The sequence below is a fragment of the Nocardioides marinquilinus genome (assembly GCF_039543705.1).
In the GTDB taxonomy this organism is placed as follows: domain Bacteria; phylum Actinomycetota; class Actinomycetes; order Propionibacteriales; family Nocardioidaceae; genus Nocardioides; species Nocardioides marinquilinus.
Genome location: NZ_BAABKG010000003.1, coordinates 15070 through 31847, shown reverse-complemented (window position 1 = coordinate 31847; position 16778 = coordinate 15070). Strand labels below are relative to the sequence as shown.

The following is a 16778-nucleotide window of genomic DNA, read 5'->3' as shown; positions in this document are numbered from 1 at the left end:
CGGTACCACGGACCCTGAGCTTGTCGAAGGGCCCTCCACACCGACGTTCGCGTGATCGCTGCGAGGTCTCGAGGCTCGGCCGTGGCCGGCCTCGCACCTCGACCATCGTCATTCAGTCGCCGTCGGGGGGCGGCTGCACGAGGAGGCAGAACGGGTGGCCGGCCGGGTCGGCCATGACGTGGAGCGGCTCGCCGCCGTCGTCCGAGCGGTCGTGCAGCAGCCGCGCACCGAGCCGCTCGGCGCGCGCACGGTGGCGCTCGAGCTCGTCGACCGAGTCGACCCGCAGGTCGAGGTGCAGCTGCATCGGCACCTGCTCCGAGGGCCAGGTCGGCGGCGTGGTGTCGGGCTTGCGCTGCACCGCGAGCACCCGGCGTCCGGTGTCGTCGAGCAGCACCAGCCAGTCGGCGTCGTCCCGTTCGTCCGGGGACGGCGGCTCGTCGCCGGGCCGGTAGGTCAGGCCGAGCAGCTCGCGGTAGAACTCCGCCAACCCGCGGCAGTCGCGGGCGTCGAGGGCGGTGTGGAGCACGACGGGGAAGCCGGCAGGCATCCACCCACGGTAGGCCGTCGGGACGCCGCGACCTGTGGGTTGTCGCAATCGGCGTACAGGTGTGGGTGCCTCGCCCTAGGTTGAGCCGCTGCTCACCGACGAAGGACTCCGATGCCCCGCACCCGTTTGATACCCGCCACCCTGGCGACCGCCGTGACCGCCGTCGTGGCGGCCGCCGTCCTGGCCCCGCTGCCGTCCTCACAGGCGGCGCCCGCCGCGAGCCCCGCGCCCGCGACCGACGGCGTCTGGACGCCGGTCGACGAGGCGCCCCGCGCCAGCCGCGACGGCCTGCAGCGCCGGGTCGACCCCAGCGACTACGCCGGCTACCACCTCGACCTCGGCGCCCTCGAGCAGCGGCTCGACGCCGCCCCGAACGAGCGGCGCGCCGCCCGCGGCGCCGACCTGGCGACCATCTCGGTGCCCTCGCCCGACGGCGAGCTGATCGAGTTCGCCGTCGCGGAGTCGCCCGTCTTGGAGGCCGGCCTGGCCGCCGCGCACCCCGAGATCACCACCTGGGCCGGCTCCGCGACCGGCGACGCGCCCGCCACCATCCGCCTCGACGTCACGCCGATGGGCTTCCACGCCTCGGTGCGCGGCCCCGGCGCCACCTGGTACGTCGACCCCGCCTACAACGGCGCGAACCAGGGCGACGACGCGCTCTACCTGTCCTACCTGGGCTCCGACCTGCCCGAGCGGCAGCGCGAGGTCACCGGCACCGACGTCGTCGATCGCGACGACCTCCACGCCGACGGCGCCGGCAAGCCCACGAGCCCCTCGGTCGGCGAAGGTGGGGGACAGGTCGCCATCCAGCGCACCTACCGCCTCGCGCTCATCTCCGACCCCAGCTACGCCGCCGCGTTCAGCGGCAACACCACCGCCGAGAAGACGACGCTCATCAACCGCGTCAACCAGGTCTACGGCGACGACCTGTCGATCCGGCTGCTCCTGGTGAGCGGCACCGACCAGCTGAACTTCGACACCGCCCAGCAGTTCACCGGTGCGAACGGCCGCTGCGGCCAGCTGGCGTGCTTCAACCCGACGCTGACCACCGACGGCTGCTACAGCCTCACCGCCGACCAGCAGTCGCTCTACGTGCTCGACCAGGCCCGCTACGTCGCCGGCCAGCTCATCGGGGCCGACAGCTACGACATCGGCCACGTGGTCTTCGGCGCCGACGGCGACGGCGGCGGTGTCGCCGGCCTCGGCGTGGTCGGCACCTTCGACAAGGCGGCCGGCTGCACCGGGCTCGCCCCGCCCACCGGCGACGGCTTCGCCATCGACTACGTCGCGCACGAGGTCGGCCACCAGTTCGCCGGCAACCACACCTTCAACGGGACGTCGGGCAGCTGCGCCGACGACAACCGCGAGGCCACCACGTCGGTCGAGCCCGGCTCGGGCGTCTCGGTGATGGCCTACGCCGGCATCTGCGGCATCGACAACCTGCAGTCGCACAGCGACCCTATCTTCAGCCAGCGCTCGCAGGCCGAGATCGCCGCCTTCACCCGCGGCGCGCCGGGCAACGACAACGAGGTGCAGAACATCGCCCTCAGCGGGTTCGGCTCGGGTGAGTCGTTCACCATCTCCTACGGCGGTGCGGCGCAGACCGTCACCTCCGGCACGAACTACACCGCCGCCGGCATCAAGACCGCCGTCGAGGCCGCCGAGCCCAGCAGCGCCACCGCCACCGTGACCGGTCTGTGGGGCCTCAGCACGTCGCTGACCAACGGCTTCCAGATCACCTGGTCGGGCACGGCCGACATCGCCAAGCCCGCGGTCACCGTCGCCAGCGGCACCTTCACCCCCATCGTCGGCACCACCGACAACGGCGGCGCGGAGGACAACCAGGGCTCGAACAACCCGACCCCCACCGGCAACCGCAACCCCACGGTCACCGCGCCCGCCGCGAAGACCATCCCGATCCGCACCCCGTTCGTGCTCACCGGCTCGGCCACCGACCCCGAGGGCGACACGCTCACCTACTCCTGGGAGCAGAACGACGTCGGCGGCGCCACCGGCACCGCGCTGAACAACAACACCAAGACCGTCGGTCCGCTGTTCCGCATCTTCGGCACCTACGCCGCGGTCAGCGCGGCCGGCAGCCAGCAGACCCCGTCGCCCGGCCAGAACGTGCCCGGCACCAGCCCCACCCGGTCCTTCCCCGACCTCGCCCAGGTCGCCGAGGGCGCCACCAACGCCAAGACCGGCACGTGCGGCACCCTCTCCGGCACCGCCACCTCCGACAGCGCCGCGCTGCGCTGCTACTCCGAGTTCCTGCCCCGGGTGGCGCGCTCGATGAGCTTCCGACTCACCGCCCGTGACCTCGGCGGCGCCGACGGCGGCTTCGACGGCGGGACGTCGTTCGCCGACGTCACCATCACCGCGGCCGGCACCGCGCCGTTCCAGATCACCTCGCAGGGCACGGCGTCGAGCGTCAGCGGCAACGCCACCGGCACCGTGGCGTGGGACGTCGTCGGCACCGACCTGGCGCCCTACTCGGTCTCGAACGTGAAGATCTCGCTGTCGACCGACGGCGGCCTCACCTACCCGACGGTGCTGCTGGCCAGCACGCCCAACGACGGCTCGCAGGCCGTCACGTGGCCCAACGTCGCCACCAGCCAGGGCCGCATCAAGGTCGAGGCGATCGACAACTACTTCTACGACCTCAACGACGCCAACATCACCATCACCCCGGTGACCGCGCCGACGCCGACGCTGACCACCGGCGGCAACGCCGCGGGCCAGACCTTCACCGCGGCGTCGTCCGACCCGCTGGGCACGACGCCGACCATCACGGCCACGTCGAACACCGTCGCGGGCAACGCCCTGACCGCCTCGGCGACCGGGCTCCCGACCGGGCTGACCCTGGCCCCGACGTCGAGCACCGGCGACAGCCGCACCTTCACCGTCACCGGCACCGCGGACGTCGACCCGGGCACCTACCCGGTGACGGTCACGGTCTCCGACGGCGCCGGCAACGCCGACGACCAGACCGTCTCGTTCACCGTGGTCGTCACCAAGGACGCCGCGGCGCTGACCTACACCGGCGACACCACCAGCCAGGGCGGCACCGTGAACGTCTCGGCCTCGGTCGTCGACGGCGACGCGACGCCCGGCACCGTCACCGGGTCCGTGGCTTTCACCGACCAGACCACCGGCGACCAGCTCTGCACCGCCACCGTGGCCTCGGGCACGGCAGCGTGCACGTTCCAGGCTCCCGCCGACCGCACCTACGCGGTCGTCGGCACCCTGACGAGCACCCGCTACCAGGGTGCGTCGGCCCCGGCGACCCTCGTGGTCGACGTCCCGGCGCAGCCGACGCTCACCGTCGAGGGCGACGCCGACGGCGCGACCTACACCGTGGCGTCGTCCGACGTGCTCATCCCCTCGCCCACCTGGCAGGTCACCTCGAACACCGTCGAGGGTGGCGACATCGACGCCTCCTGGACCGGCCTGCCCACCGGCCTGGACATCCAGACCGTCGACATCAGCCCCAGCAGCCGCACCTTCCAGGTGCTCGGCGTGGCGGACGTCGACCCGGGCACCTACCAGCTGCAGGTGACGTTCTCCGACGGCCCCGGCAACGCGGCCGACGTGCAGCGGAGCCTCACGATCACCGTCGTGAAGGACGCGGCGACGCTCACCTACATCGGTCCCACGACGGGCACCGGCGAGCCGCTGAAGCTCGGCGTCACGGTCGAGGACGACGACGGCACCCCCGGCGTGCCCACCGGCACCGTCGCCTTCACCGACCAGACCACGGGCGACGCGCTCTGCTCGGCCCCGGTGACCCAGGGCGACGCCGCGTGCACGATCGACGCGCCGACCGACCGCACCTACGAGGTCGTCGCCACGCTCACCGGCGCCCGCTACGAGGGTGCCTCCGAGCCGGCGACCGTCGTCGTCACGACCACCCCGGTCGACACCACGCCGCCCGACGCCCGGATCACCGCCGGGCCGGCCCAGGACGCGATCGTGACGGCGCGCGACGTCGTCCTCCGGTTCGCCTCCGAGCCGGGTGCGACCTACACCTGCACCCTGCGCGGCGTCTCGAAGGCCTGCAACGGCGGCAGCGTGACCTACCGCAACCCGGCCGCCGGCACCCAGGTGTTCTCGGTGCGGGCCACCGACGCCGCCGGCAACGCCGACGCGACGCCGGCCACCCGTCGCTTCACCGTGCCGGTCGACGACACCGGGTTCGCCAAGCAGCAGGGCGTCTGGCAGCGCAAGACGCTGGGCACGGCGTTCCGCGGCAGCTACCTGACCACCAAGCGGAAGGGCGCCTGGCTGACCTACCGGGTCACCGGGGCCACCTCGCTCTCGCTGGTGGTCGGCACCGGGCCGAAGCAGGGCCGCCTCGAGGTGCTGCTCGGCAACCAGCGCCTGAAGGCGTTCGGGACGTCGAGCGCCACCCGCAAGCAGCCGGTGGTCGTCAAGATCGCCAGCTTCGGCGCGCCGCGCTCGGGCGTCGTCCGGGTGCGCACGCTCGGCACCACCGAGGTGCGCGTCGACGGCCTCGCCGTCGTCGGCGCGGCGGCGACGGGTCGCCCGTCGCACGTCTCCCGCGCGGGCCTGGTGCTCTGACGCCGCCTGGCTGAGAGCTCCTGACAGGGTCGGAGGGCCGGTCGCACCCGCGGCCGGCCCTTCCCCTGGACCGACAGTGCAATGTCACATAACATCGTGCCGCACCCGAGAGCCGAGGAGAACCGATGGCCCACCAGCCGTGGCACGGCATCACCGTCGCCACCGCCCTGCCCTTCGACGACGAGCTCGCCGTCGACCACGACGCCTACGCCGCCCACGTGCGCTGGCTGGCCGAGAACGGCATGGACGGCGTCGTCCCGAACGGCTCCCTGGGGGAGTACCAGACGCTGACCGAGCAGGAGCGGGCTCGCGTGGTCGAGACCGCCGTCGAGGCCGCGCCCGAGGGGTTCGCGGTGATGGCGGGGGTGGCGGCGTACGGCGCGCTGGAGAGCTGCCGGTGGATCGAGCAGGCCGCCAAGGCCGGCGCCCACTGCGCGATGCTGCTGCCGCCCAACTCCTACCGGGCCGACCGGGCCGCGGTGGTCGACCACTACCGCGCCGCCGCCTCGGTGGGCCTGCCGGTCGTGGCCTACAACAACCCGATCGACACCAAGGTCGACCTGGTGCCCGACCTGCTCGCCGAGCTGCACGCCGAGGGCCTCATCGTGGCGGTCAAGGAGTTCACCGGCGACGTGCGCCGCGCCTACCGCATCCGCGAGCTCGCGCCGGGCCTCGACGTGCTCGTCGGGTCGGACGACGTGCTGCTCGAGGTCGGCCTGGCCGGTGCGGTCGGGTGGGTCTCGGGCTACACCAACGCCCTGCCCGTCGCCTGCCGCCGCGTCTACGACCTGGCCACCTCCGGCGACCCGGCCGACGCCGTCGAGGCGCTCGCGACCTACCGCGACCTGCACCCGCTGCTGCGCTGGGACTCCCAGGTCGAGTTCGTGCAGGCCATCAAGCTCTCCATGGACGTCGTCGGCCGGCGCGGTGGTCGCTGCCGCCCGCCGCGGCTTCCGCTCGCGCCCGAGGTCGCGGCCGGGATCACCCGGGCGACCGAGGCGGCGCTGGCCGCCGGACACCGGTGAGCCAGGCTGGGTCCGTGAGCGTGGACGTCGACGACCTGGTCGCCCGCGCCGTCGTGGCGGGGGAGCGGTGGGCGGCGACGTCCGCGGCCGACCGCGCGGCCGCCCTGCACGCGGTGGCGGCCGCGCTCGACGCCGCGGCCGACGACCTCGTGCCGCTCGCGCAGCGCGAGACCCACCTGCCCGAGGCGCGGCTGCGCGGCGAGCTGACGCGCACCACGTTCCAGCTGCGGCTGCTCGCCGACGCGGCCGCCGCGGGCGAGCACCTCGACGTCCGCGTCGACCTGCCCGACCCCGACTGGCCGATGGGCGCGCCGCGCCCCGACCTGCGGCGCACCGCCGTCCCGCTCGGGCCGGTCGTCGTCTTCGCGGCCTCGAACTTCCCGTTCGCGTTCAGCGTCGCCGGCGGCGACACCGCCGCGGCGCTGGCGGTCGGCTGCCCGGTGGTGCTCAAGGCGCACGAGGGGCATCCCGGGCTGTCGGACGCCACGGCGCACGTCGTGCTCGACGCACTGCGCGGCGCCGGCGCCCCCGACGACCTGCTCGGCCTCGTGCACGACCCCGCCGACGCCCGCGCCGCGCTCACCCACCCCGACGTGATGGCCGGCGCCTTCACCGGCTCGATCCCGGCCGGGCGGGCGCTGTTCGACCTCGCGCGGTCGAGGCCCGAGCCGATCCCGTTCTACGGCGAGCTGGGCAGCCTCAACCCGGTGTTCGTCACCCGCCGCGCCGCCGAGGCGCGCGCCGCGGAAGTGGCCGACGGCTTCGTCGGCTCGTTCACGATGGGCAGCGGCCAGTTCTGCACCAAGCCCGGCGTCGTCCTGGTGCCGGCGGGCTCCGACCTGCTCGACCGGCTGCGCGCGGCCACGCTGCCCGAGACCGGTCCGCTGCTCAACGACCGCGTCGCCCGCGGGCATGCGCGGGGTCGCGACGAGCTGGCGGGGCGCGACGACGTCGAGCCGCTCGCGGGCGGCGACGACGCACCCGACGACCAGCCGCGGCCGGCGCTGCTGCTGACCCGGGCGGCCGACGTCCTCGCCGACCCGGCCGGGCTGCTGGGGGAGTGCTTCGGCCCGACCGCGCTGGTGGCGACCTACGACGACGAGTCCGAGCTGGTGGCGGTGGCGCGGGTGCTCGAGGGGCAGCTGACCGCCACCGTCGCGGGCGAGCCCGACGACGACGTCGCCGAGCTGCTCACCGTGCTCACCCGCAGGGCCGGGCGGCTGCTGTGGAACCAGTGGCCCACCGGCGTCTCGGTCACCGGCGCGCAGCAGCATGGCGGTCCCTACCCGGCCACCACCGCGCCCGGCACCACCTCGGTCGGCACGGCCGCGCTCGCCCGGTTCGTGCGACCGGTCGCCTGGCAGGGGTTCCCGCAGGCGCTGCTGCCGGCCGAGCTGCGTGAGGGGGCCGGGTCGTGAGGTCGACCCGCGTCATCCACGCCGTCGACTCCCACACCGAGGGGATGCCGACCCGCGTCGTCACCGGCGGCGTCGGCGTGCTGCCCGGCGCCACGATGGCCGAGCGGCGCACCTGGTTCATCGAGAACCGCGACGATCTGCGCACCTTCCTGATGTGCGAGCCGCGCGGCCACTCGGCCATGAGCGGCGTCATCCTGCAGCCGCCGACGCGGCCCGACGCCGACTACGGCGTGCTCTTCATCGAGGTCTCCGGGCTGCTGCCGATGTGCGGCCACGGCACCATCGGCGCCGCGACCGTGCTGGTCGAGACCGGCATGGTCGAGGTGGTCGAGCCGGTGACGGTGCTGCGGCTCGACACCCCCGCCGGGCTGGTCGAGGCGCGGGTCGCCGTCGAGGGCGGTCGGGCGACGTCGGTGACCCTGCGCAACGTGGCCTCGTTCGCCGCCGGGCTCGACCAGAGCGTCGACGTGCCCGGGTTCGGGCCGGTGCGCTACGACCTCGCCTTCGGCGGCAACTTCTACGCCATCGTCGAGCTGGCCGAGCTCGGCCTGCCCTTCGACCGCGCCGCCAAGCAGCAGCTGCTCGACGCCGGCCTGGCGATCATGGCGGCCATCGACGAGCAGCGGCCGCCGGTGCACCCCACGCGGCCCGACATCACCGGCTGCCACCACGTGCACCTCACCGCGCCCGGCTCGACCGCCCGTCACTCGCGGCACGCCATGGCCATCCACCCGGGCTGGTTCGACCGCTCGCCGTGCGGCACCGGCACCAGCGCCCGCATGGCGCAGCTGCACGCCCGCGGCGAGCTGCCGCTCGACGTCGACTTCGTCAACGAGTCCTTCATCGGGACGACGTTCACCGGCCGCCTCGTCGCGACCACCGAGGTCGGCGGCGTCCCCGCGGTGGTGCCGACCATCACCGGGCGGGCGTGGGTCACCGGCACCGCGCAGTACCTGCTCGACCCCGACGACCCCTTCCCGGCGGGCTTCGAGCTGTGAGCGCGCCCGACCTCGTCGTCATCGGTGCCGGCGCGCTGGGTGCCGCCACCGCGTACTACGCCGCGCGGGCCGGGCTCGCCGTCGAGGTCGTCGAGCGGGGCGCCATCGTCAGCGGCACCACGAGCGCGGGGGAGGGCAACCTGCTGGTCTCCGACAAGGTCGCCGGCCCCGAGCTCGACCTGGCGCTGCTGTCGTACCGGCTGTGGCGCGGCGAGCTGGCCGAGCACGCCGGCCTCTGGGAGTTCGAGGCCAAGGGCGGCCTCGTCGTCACCACCGACGACGCCGGCGCCACCGCGCTCGGCGAGCTGGCCGGGCGGCAGCGGGACGCCGGGGTCGAGGTCGACGTGCTCACCGCCGACCGGGCGCACGAGCTCGAGCCGCACCTGACCCGTGACCTCACCGGCGCCGCGCTCTACCCCCAGGACAGCCAGGTGCAGCCGATGCTGATGGCCGCCCACCTGCTGCGGCTGGCCCGCGGGCTCGGGGCGCGGGTGCGCACCGGCACCACCGTCACCGGGTTCCTGCGCGACGGCGACCGGGTGGTCGGCGTCCGCACCGACCGCGGCGACGTCGCCGCCGGGCACGTGGTCAACGCGGCCGGCACGTGGGCCGGTGAGGTGGCGACGCTGGCCGGCGTCGAGGTGCCGGTGCTGCCGCGGCGCGGGTTCATCCTGGTCACCGAGCCGCTGCCACCGACGGTGCACCACAAGGTCTACGCCGGCGAGTACGTCGCCAGCACCCAGAGCGCGGGAGAGGGCCTGCAGGTCTCCACCGTCGTCGAGGGGACGGCGTCCGGCACCGTGCTCGTCGGCTCCTCGCGCGAGCGGGTCGGCTTCGACCGCACCGTCTCGCTGCCGGTGCTGCGCGAGCTGGCCCGCCAGGCGCTGCGGCTCTACCCGACCCTCGCGCCGGTGGCGCTCATGCGCACCTACCTGGGCTTCCGGCCCTACTGCCCCGACCACCTGCCCGTGATCGGCCTCGACCCGCGCGCGCCCGGGCTGGCCCACGTGGCCGGCCACGAGGGTGCGGGCATCGGGCTGTCGGTCGGCAGCGCGCACGTGCTCGTGCAGGCGCTCACCGGACGACGTCCCGACCTCGACCTCGCCCCGTTCGCGCCCGAGCGGTTCTCGCTGCAGGGGGTCGCGTGACCGATCGTCTCGACCTGACCCTCGACGGCGCGCCGCTCACGGCTAGGCCGGGCCAGAGCGTCGGCGCGGCGCTGACCGAGGCGGGCGTGCGGTCGTGGCGCACGACGCGACGCGGCGGTCGGCCGCGCGGGCTGTTCTGCGGCATCGGCGTCTGCTTCGACTGCCTGCTCGTCGTCGACGGCGTGCCCAACCAGCGGGCGTGCCTGGTGCCGGCCCGCGACGGCATGCGGCTCGAGACGACGCCGCGCGAGCTGGGCGGCTCCGATGACTGAGGCGTTCGACGTCGCGGTCGTCGGCGCCGGCCCGGCCGGGATGGCGGCCGCGGTGGCCGCGGGGGAGCGCGGGCTGCGCGTCGTCCTCGTCGACGCCGGGCGCCGCACCGGCGGGCAGTACTGGCGACGCCCGACCGACGACGCCGAGCCCGACGCGCGGTTCGCCGACCTGCACCGGCGGCTGGCCGCGCTGGGCGACGCCGTCCGGCACGTGGCGGGTCAGCAGGTGTGGTTCGTCGAGGCCGGCGAGCCGCACGCGCTGCACCTGAGCCCGACCGTCGACGCCGCGATCGACGTCGACCTCGCGCCCGACGCCGACCGTGCCCCCGCGCGCGTCGAGGCGCGGGCGCTCGTGCTGTGCCCGGGCGGCTACGACCGGCAGCTGCCCGTGCCCGGGTGGACCCTGCCGGGCGTGATGGCGGCGGGCGGCGTCCAGGCGCTGCTGAAGGCGTCGGGCACCCTCGCCGGCTCGCGTGCGGTCGTGGCCGGCACCGGGCCGTTCCTGCTGCCGGTGGCCGCCGGCCTGCTGCGCGCCGGGGCCGAGGTGGTCGCGCTGTGCGAGGCCGGGTCGCCGTCCGGCTGGGCGCGGACGCCGCGCGGCGTCGCCGCCGTGCCGGGCAAGGCGGCCGAGGCGGCGGCCTACGCGGCCACGCTGGCCCGCCACCGGGTGCGGCTGCGCACCCGCACCGTCGTCACCGAGGTCCGCGGCGACGACCACGTGACGTCGGTGCGGCTGGGACGGCTCGACCGCCAGGGCCGGCTGCGTCCCGGCGACGGCGTCGAGGTCGAGGCCGACCTCGTCGCGCTGGGGTGGGGCTTCACGTCGTCCCTCGAGCTGCTGACCGCGGTCGGCGCGGCGACCCGGGTCGACGACGACGGGTCGCTGGTCGTGGTGGTCGACGACGGCCAGCGCACCGACGTCCCGGGTGTGCTCGCCGCCGGCGAGGCCACCGGCGTCGGGGGAGCGGACCTGGCGGTGGCCGAGGGCGAGCTCGCCGGGCTCACCGCGGCTCGCGACGCGGGGTGCGCCGTCGACGAGGCCCGGGTGCGGTCGGTGCGACGCACGGTGCGTCGTCATCGGGCCTTCGCCGCCGCGATGCACCGCGCACACCCGGTGCCGGCGGGCTGGCGGGAGTGGCTGCGGCCCGACACCGTCGTCTGCCGCTGCGAGGAGGTCACCGCCGGTGAGGTGCGCACGGCGTGCGACGACCTCGGCGCCGCCGACGCGCGCACCGTCAAGCTGCTGACGCGCTGCGGCATGGGCTGGTGCCAGGGCCGGGTGTGCGGCTACGCGACGGCCGCGCTCGCCGCGCCGGCCGGGGCGACGCCGTCCGCCGACGACCTGCGCTCGGTCGCCCGCCGCAGCCTGGCCGCACCGGTCTCGCTCGGCGAGCTGGCGCGCGGGGTCGACGGGGAGGACGACTGAGGTGGGGTTCGAGAAGGTGAGCCTGCGCGAGCAGGTCGCCCGCGCGCTGCGGGCCGCGATCGTCTCGGGCGAGATGGAGCCGGGGGTCGTCTACTCCGCGCCCGCGCTGGCCGCCCGGTTCGACGTCTCGGCCACGCCGGTGCGTGAGGCAATGCTCGACCTGGTGCGCGAGAACCTGGTGACCACGGTGCCCAACAAGGGGTTCCGGGTGACGGCGGTCGAGGAGCGCGACCTCGACGAGATCACCGAGCTGCGGATGCTGGTCGAGCCGCCGCTCGCGGCCCGGGTGACACCGTCCGTGCCCGCCGACGACCTGCCCGAGCTGCGCCGGCTGGCCGAGGCGATCGTCGACGGCGCCCGGGCCGGCGACCTGGTCGCCTACACCGAGGCCGACCGCGCCTTCCACCTGCGGCTGCTCGACTACGCCGGCAACCGCCGCGCCTCGGCGCTGGTCTCCGACCTGCGCGCCCACACCCGCCTCTACGGCCTCGCCGCCCTGCTCGACGCCGGCGGGCTCGAGGCCTCCGCCCGCGAGCACCACGCCATCCTCGACGCCGTCGAGGCCCGCGACCCGGCCGAGGTCGAGCGCCTCATGTCCGCCCACATCGCCCAGACCCGCGGCCGCTGGGCCGCCCCCGCCCACGGTGGTCGAGGTGCGAGGCCGGCCACGGCCGAGCCTCGAGACCCCGCGCCGTCCACGCAGACCAACCCCCACGGGCCCTGAGCCTGTCGAAGGGCACCCCCCACGCCCCGAAGCCCTCCGGTGGTCGAGCAGGCCGAGCGTCTGCGCGAGGCCGTCGTCGAGACCCGGCGCGGTCAACGCCAGCCCCACGGACCCTGAGCTCGTCGAAGGGCACCCCCACGCACCGAAGTCCTCCGGTGGTCGAGCAGGCCGAGCGTCTGCGCGAGGCCGTCGTCGAGACCACGCAACGATCACGCCGACCCGACCCGCACGGTCCCTGAGCCTGTCGGAGGGCACCCCACGCGAAGCCCACCCGACAGGAAAGCCAATGCTTGCCCTAGACAGGCAAGCACTCACTTGCCTATTCTCGTCCGGTGACGACGGTCTACCGGGCCCTCGACGACGAGACCCGGCGCGTGCTGCTCGACGAGCTCGCGGCGAAGGACGCGCAGACCCTCTTCGAGCTGTGCGGCGCGCTGGCGGTGCGGCACGGCACCTCGATGACGCGCCAGGCCGTCTCGCAGCACCTCGCCGTGCTCGAGGACGCCGGCCTGGTGCGCAGCGAACGGCGAGGGCGCACGAAGGTGCACTTCTTCGACCCGTCGCCGCTCGCCGAGATCACCCGCCGATGGCCCGTCCCGAGGGAGGACACCCCATGAGAATCCGCCTGACCAGCCTGTTCGTCGACGACCAGGCCGCCGCGCGCACCTTCTACACCGAGGTGCTCGGCTTCGCCGTCAAGCACGAGGTGCCGATGGGCGAGCACCTGTGGCTCACGGTCGTCGACCCCGACGACCCTGACGGCGTCGAGCTGCTGCTCGAGCCGGCCGGGCACCCGGCGGTCGGCCCCTACCGCGACGCGCTGGTGGCCGACGGCATCCCGCTGGCGCAGCTCACGGTCGACGACGTCGACGGCGAGCACGCCCGGCTGGCGGCGGCCGGCGTGGTCTTCACCCAGGCGCCGACGCAGATGGGTCCGGTGCGGACGGCCGTGCTCGACGACACCTGCGGCAACCTGGTCCAGCTGGTCTCAGCCACCGACGCCGCCGAGCCCGCCTGAGCCACCCCCACGGCCGCTGGGCTCGTCGACGGGACCGCGAGCCCGGGTCAGGCGTCGTCCACCTCGGCCCACCGCGCCTCGAACTCGGCCACGGTCAGCGTGTCGAGGTCGCGACGCATCGCGGCGAGCATCGCCGCACCCTCGTCCTCGTCGAGGTTCTTGCGGCGCAGCAGCTCGCCGTGGTCGTCGCGGCGGCGGACGACGAGGTCGCCGCCGACGAGCTGCGGGTCGCCGACCACCGCGCCGACGACGCCCACGGCCAGGTCCCGCGCGCGACGCCAGACACCCCCCTCGTGCACGTCGAAGACCGCTTCGTGGGTGGTGGCCGCGGCGTCGTCCATGGCTCGCAGGCTAGCCAGCGCCTGGGAGGCGCCGTCGACGCCTCCGGTAGAACGGGTGGTGTGACCACCGCTCCCGTCCCGGTCGAGCTCGCCGCCCAGAACGGCGCACTGCACGCGCTGCGCTGGGGCGACGGTCCCCGCGTCGCGGTCGCCCTGCACGGCATCACGGCCAACGCGATGTCGTGGGGCGCGGTGGCGGCGCGGCTGCCGGCCGAGTGGTCACTGGTCTCGCTCGACCAGCGCGGCCGCGGCCGCTCACGCGACCTGCCCGGCCCCTACGGCGTCGACGACCTGGCCCGCGACGCCCGCGACGTCGTCCGCGCCACCGGTGCCGAGGTGCTGGCCGGCCACTCGCTCGGCGCCTACGTGGCGCTCGCCGTCGACCACCTGCACCCGGGCACGGTCGCCCGGCTGGTGCTGGTCGACGGGGGAGTGCCGCTGCCGGTGCCGGCCGGGCTGAGCGAGGCCGAGCTGGACGCCGTCCTCGACACCACCGTCGGCCCGATGGTCGAGCGGCTGCGCACCACCTACGCCGACGTCGACGCCTACGTCGACTTCTTCCGCGCCCACCCGGCGATGGGGCCCTACTGGAGCGACGACCTCGCGTTGTACGCCCGCTACGACGCGGTCGAGACCGCCGACGGCGTGCGGGCCGCGGCGTCGGAGGAGGCGGTGCGGGCGGCGGGCCGCGAGCTGCTCACCCGCTCGACCCAGGTCCGCGACGCCGTCGCCGGGCTCGCCACGCCGACCCACCTGCTCACCGCCGAGCGCGGCATGTTCGACGAGCCGACGCCCTTCCTGCCCCCGGACGCCGTCGCCGAGGCCGAGCGCACGGCGTCCGCGCTGCGCGTGACCGCCCTGCCCGACACCAACCACTACACGGTGCTGCTCGGCGACGCCGCCGCCGGCGCCGTGGCGGCGACCATCGCGGGGGAGGCGGGCTGAGGCTCGCACGTGTCCGCCCGTGTCGCGGCGCGCCGGTCGACCCTTGCCAACCGGTGGTGGCCGGGGTCGAATGTGGCTCACAGCCTCTCCTGATCGGACGATGCTCGTGTTCTCACTCCGTCTCACGATCGTGTGCCTGGTCGCTGCTGTCGTGGCGCCGCTCGGCCTCTCCTCCGTCGCGGTGGCCACGACGGTGGGGTCGACCGCCGCACCCACGACGACCGCCGTCGAGCCGTACAGCGCCCTACCGCTCGCCCAGCGCGGTCGACAGAAGTGCCGGTTCGCCGGCACCTCCACCTCGGGCACCAGCACCCGGCACTGCTACGGGTGGGGCAGGTCGTGGCGCGGTGTCAGCGTGACCCAGCCGAACGCGTGGCTCGACTACTCGCAGCGGACCAAGGACACCGAGATGCTCACGCTGAACCTGCGTGTGGCCGACTTCGCCGCCGACGGCAAGTGCGCGGTGCTGCGGGTCAAGAAGGTGGGCTACAACCCCTACGACTACTTCCTCGACGGATACGCCTGTGGCAAGGGCACGTCGGAGGTGAGCACCTTCAAGTTCACGCACCGGGTCTTCCACCTCTCGCCCGGCACGTTCCGCCTGGCGCTCTGCCGCGCCCGGATGCCCGGCGGCACGGTCACGAACCCGCGGTGCACGAACATCTTCAAGCAGCGCTTCCGCTGACGCGCTGAGCGGGACCGGTTCACCTGACCAGCCGGTCTCCGCTGTGCACGTGCACGTGGAGGTGCTTCGAGTCCTGGTAGGCGCCGAGGTTGGTGAGCACCGCCGCGGCGCCGTGCTCGGTCTCGACCTGCCGGGCCACGGTCTGGACGACGGAGAGCAGTGCTCGCACGTCGTCCGCGTCGTCGTCGGTGAGGGTCGTGAGGGAGGCGAGGTGGCGCTTGGGCACGACCACGACGTGCACCGCCCAGAACGGGCGCGTGTGGTGGAAGGCCAGCACCCGCTCGTCCTCGTGCACGACGTCGAGCCGCTCGGGGTGCGGCACGGCGATGTCGCAGTAGAAGTCGGTGCCGTCGTATGGCGCGTCGGCCGTCACGCCCGCGCCACCACGAACGCCTCGGCGACGGCCCGGTCGACGTCGTCCGGAACCGGCTGGACGCCGGGCGCGAGCCCGCCCCGGGCCACCGCGGCCAGCGACCGCACCTGCAACGTCAGGCCGAGGTCCATGGCCTCGATCGGGTTGCCGAGGGCGGCGGCCAGGTTGATCATCCGCGTGCCGGCGAGGACGGCGACGCGGCGGCCGTCGGGCCGCTCGTAGGTGCGGTGGTAGGCCGCCTCGCCGACCGGCCGGCCCAGCCGGGCGAGGTCCAGCTCGTGGGCGAAGTGGCTGACGCCGGTGACCACGACGCCGTCGGGGAGCAGGTCGACCTCGGCCTCGCCGACGACGTCGCGCCCGCCGGTGGCGAGGAACAGCAGCCGGGTCGCGGGCAGCGCGGTGGCCAGGGGAGCGACGTCGAAGCCCTCCATGAGCGCCTCGAGCGCGCGGTAGGGGTCGAGGTCCACCACGGTGACCCGGGCGCCGAGCTGGCGCAGGGTCTGGGCGACGCCGCGGCCGCACGGTCCGTAGCCGACGACGGTGGCGCGGGCGCCTGGCAGCATCAGGTTGGTCGCGTTCATGAAGCCCTGCACCACCGACTGGCCGACGCCGAAGCGGTTCTCGACCATCAGCTTCAGCTCGCTGTCGTTGATGACGACCACCGGGACGTCGACGCCGTCGGGCCGGGCGCGCAGCCGCAGCCCGCCGGTGGTGGTCTCCTCGGTGCCGCCGACGAAGTGGGGGCTGCGCTCGCGGGCCAGCAGCGCGGTGGTGAGGTCGCCTCCGTTGTCGAGCAGCAGGTGCGGGTCGACGTCGAGGACGTCGTCCACCCGTGGCGCCTCGTCGGCGGCGTCGGCGTGGACGACGACACCGTCGGCCCGCAGCGCCTCGACGGTGTCGGGCCGCGTGGAGCCGGGGGAGCCGGTGAGGGCGACGGTCGCGCCCGCCTGCACGAGCAGGCGGCACATCACGGCCGTCTTGGGCTCGATGTGCAGGCAGATCGCGAGGCGCAGGCCGTCGAAGACGTGGCCGAGCTCGGCGAAGGCGTCGCGCAGCAGCGGCATGTGGGCGGCGGCCCAGTCGACGCCGGGGGCGGGCAGGGCAGGGTGGTGCAGGGTCGTGGACATGCGGGTTCCGATCGGTGGGTGTGGGTTCTGCCGGCAGGAGCGGGGCTCGACTACTGGTAGAGGTCCGATCGGTACGAGTGGTCGCCGAACAGGAGCGCCGAGGCGTCCCGTCGCTGGGTGACCGTGCTCATGGCCGTGAGGGTAGCGGGA

At 74.8% G+C, this 16778-nt stretch carries 16 protein-coding genes; 12 read left to right on the top strand and 4 right to left on the bottom strand.

Going from position 1 to position 16778, the window contains the following annotated elements; all coding sequences use genetic code 11:
- Nucleotides 1-112: 112 nt before the first annotated feature.
- Entirely contained in the window at nt 113-547 is a 435-nt protein-coding gene (locus ABEA04_RS11265; protein ID WP_345458370.1) for a VOC family protein, read from the bottom strand.
- Between the two features lie 111 nt (nt 548-658).
- On the opposite strand from ABEA04_RS11265, the gene ABEA04_RS11260 reads away from it, so the two are divergent.
- The 10 genes from ABEA04_RS11260 to ABEA04_RS11215 all read left to right on the top strand — a co-directional run bounded on the left by ABEA04_RS11260 (nt 659) and on the right by ABEA04_RS11215 (nt 13157).
- Nucleotides 659-5128 carry a reprolysin-like metallopeptidase gene (locus ABEA04_RS11260; RefSeq protein ID WP_345458368.1) on the top strand — a complete coding sequence of 1490 codons (4470 nt, stop codon included), beginning with the start codon at nt 659-661 and terminating at the stop codon, nt 5126-5128.
- 125 nt (nt 5129-5253) lie between these two features.
- Nucleotides 5254-6153, top strand: a complete 900-nt coding sequence (locus ABEA04_RS11255; RefSeq protein WP_345458366.1) for a dihydrodipicolinate synthase family protein — start codon at nt 5254-5256, stop codon at nt 6151-6153.
- A 14-nt stretch (nt 6154-6167) separates the two neighbouring features.
- Nucleotides 6168-7571 (top strand): aldehyde dehydrogenase family protein, encoded by a 1404-nt coding sequence (locus ABEA04_RS11250; RefSeq protein WP_345458364.1) that lies wholly within the window; start codon nt 6168-6170, stop codon nt 7569-7571.
- Nucleotides 7568-8569, top strand: a complete 1002-nt coding sequence (locus ABEA04_RS11245; protein WP_345458362.1) for a proline racemase family protein — start codon at nt 7568-7570, stop codon at nt 8567-8569. The genes ABEA04_RS11250 and ABEA04_RS11245 overlap by 4 nt, the downstream gene beginning before the upstream one ends.
- A complete protein-coding gene (locus ABEA04_RS11240; protein ID WP_345458360.1) occupies nt 8566-9717 on the top strand; it encodes an NAD(P)/FAD-dependent oxidoreductase in 1152 nt (383 codons plus the stop codon). Before ABEA04_RS11245 ends, ABEA04_RS11240 begins: the two co-directional genes overlap by 4 nt.
- Nucleotides 9714-9989: a (2Fe-2S)-binding protein gene (locus ABEA04_RS11235; RefSeq protein ID WP_345458358.1), complete on the top strand. Its 276-nt coding sequence runs from the start codon at nt 9714-9716 to the stop codon at nt 9987-9989. The genes ABEA04_RS11240 and ABEA04_RS11235 overlap by 4 nt, the downstream gene beginning before the upstream one ends.
- Nucleotides 9982-11415, top strand: a complete 1434-nt coding sequence (locus ABEA04_RS11230) for an FAD/NAD(P)-dependent oxidoreductase (RefSeq protein WP_345458356.1) — start codon at nt 9982-9984, stop codon at nt 11413-11415. The genes ABEA04_RS11235 and ABEA04_RS11230 overlap by 8 nt, the downstream gene beginning before the upstream one ends.
- A 1-nt stretch (nt 11416) precedes the next feature.
- Nucleotides 11417-12139 carry a GntR family transcriptional regulator gene (locus ABEA04_RS11225; protein ID WP_345458354.1) on the top strand — a complete coding sequence of 241 codons (723 nt, stop codon included), beginning with the start codon at nt 11417-11419 and terminating at the stop codon, nt 12137-12139.
- A gap of 332 nt (nt 12140-12471) precedes the next feature.
- Complete coding sequence (locus ABEA04_RS11220) at nt 12472-12756, top strand: ArsR/SmtB family transcription factor (protein ID WP_345458352.1); 285 nt, start codon at nt 12472-12474, stop codon at nt 12754-12756.
- Nucleotides 12753-13157, top strand: a complete 405-nt coding sequence (locus ABEA04_RS11215) for a VOC family protein (protein WP_345458350.1) — start codon at nt 12753-12755, stop codon at nt 13155-13157. Before ABEA04_RS11220 ends, ABEA04_RS11215 begins: the two co-directional genes overlap by 4 nt.
- A gap of 47 nt (nt 13158-13204) precedes the next feature.
- On the opposite strand, the gene ABEA04_RS11210 is transcribed toward ABEA04_RS11215, so the two are convergent.
- Complete coding sequence (locus ABEA04_RS11210) at nt 13205-13498, bottom strand: hypothetical protein (protein WP_345458348.1); 294 nt, start codon at nt 13496-13498, stop codon at nt 13205-13207.
- Nucleotides 13499-13558: 60 nt separating this feature from the next.
- On the opposite strand from ABEA04_RS11210, the gene ABEA04_RS11205 reads away from it, so the two are divergent.
- Nucleotides 13559-14443 (top strand): alpha/beta hydrolase, encoded by an 885-nt coding sequence (locus ABEA04_RS11205; protein WP_345458347.1) that lies wholly within the window; start codon nt 13559-13561, stop codon nt 14441-14443.
- A 106-nt stretch (nt 14444-14549) separates the two neighbouring features.
- Nucleotides 14550-15128, top strand: a complete 579-nt coding sequence (locus ABEA04_RS11200) for a hypothetical protein (RefSeq protein WP_345458345.1) — start codon at nt 14550-14552, stop codon at nt 15126-15128.
- Between the two features lie 19 nt (nt 15129-15147).
- Here ABEA04_RS11200 and ABEA04_RS11195 read toward each other — a convergent pair whose 3' ends face one another.
- Both ABEA04_RS11195 and ABEA04_RS11190 read right to left on the bottom strand, forming a co-directional pair.
- Nucleotides 15148-15501, bottom strand: coding sequence for an HIT domain-containing protein (locus tag ABEA04_RS11195; protein ID WP_345458343.1), 354 nt, complete (start codon nt 15499-15501; stop codon nt 15148-15150).
- Nucleotides 15498-16628, bottom strand: a complete 1131-nt coding sequence (locus ABEA04_RS11190; protein WP_345458341.1) for an adenosylhomocysteinase — start codon at nt 16626-16628, stop codon at nt 15498-15500. The genes ABEA04_RS11195 and ABEA04_RS11190 overlap by 4 nt, the downstream gene beginning before the upstream one ends.
- Nucleotides 16629-16778 lie beyond the last annotated feature (150 nt).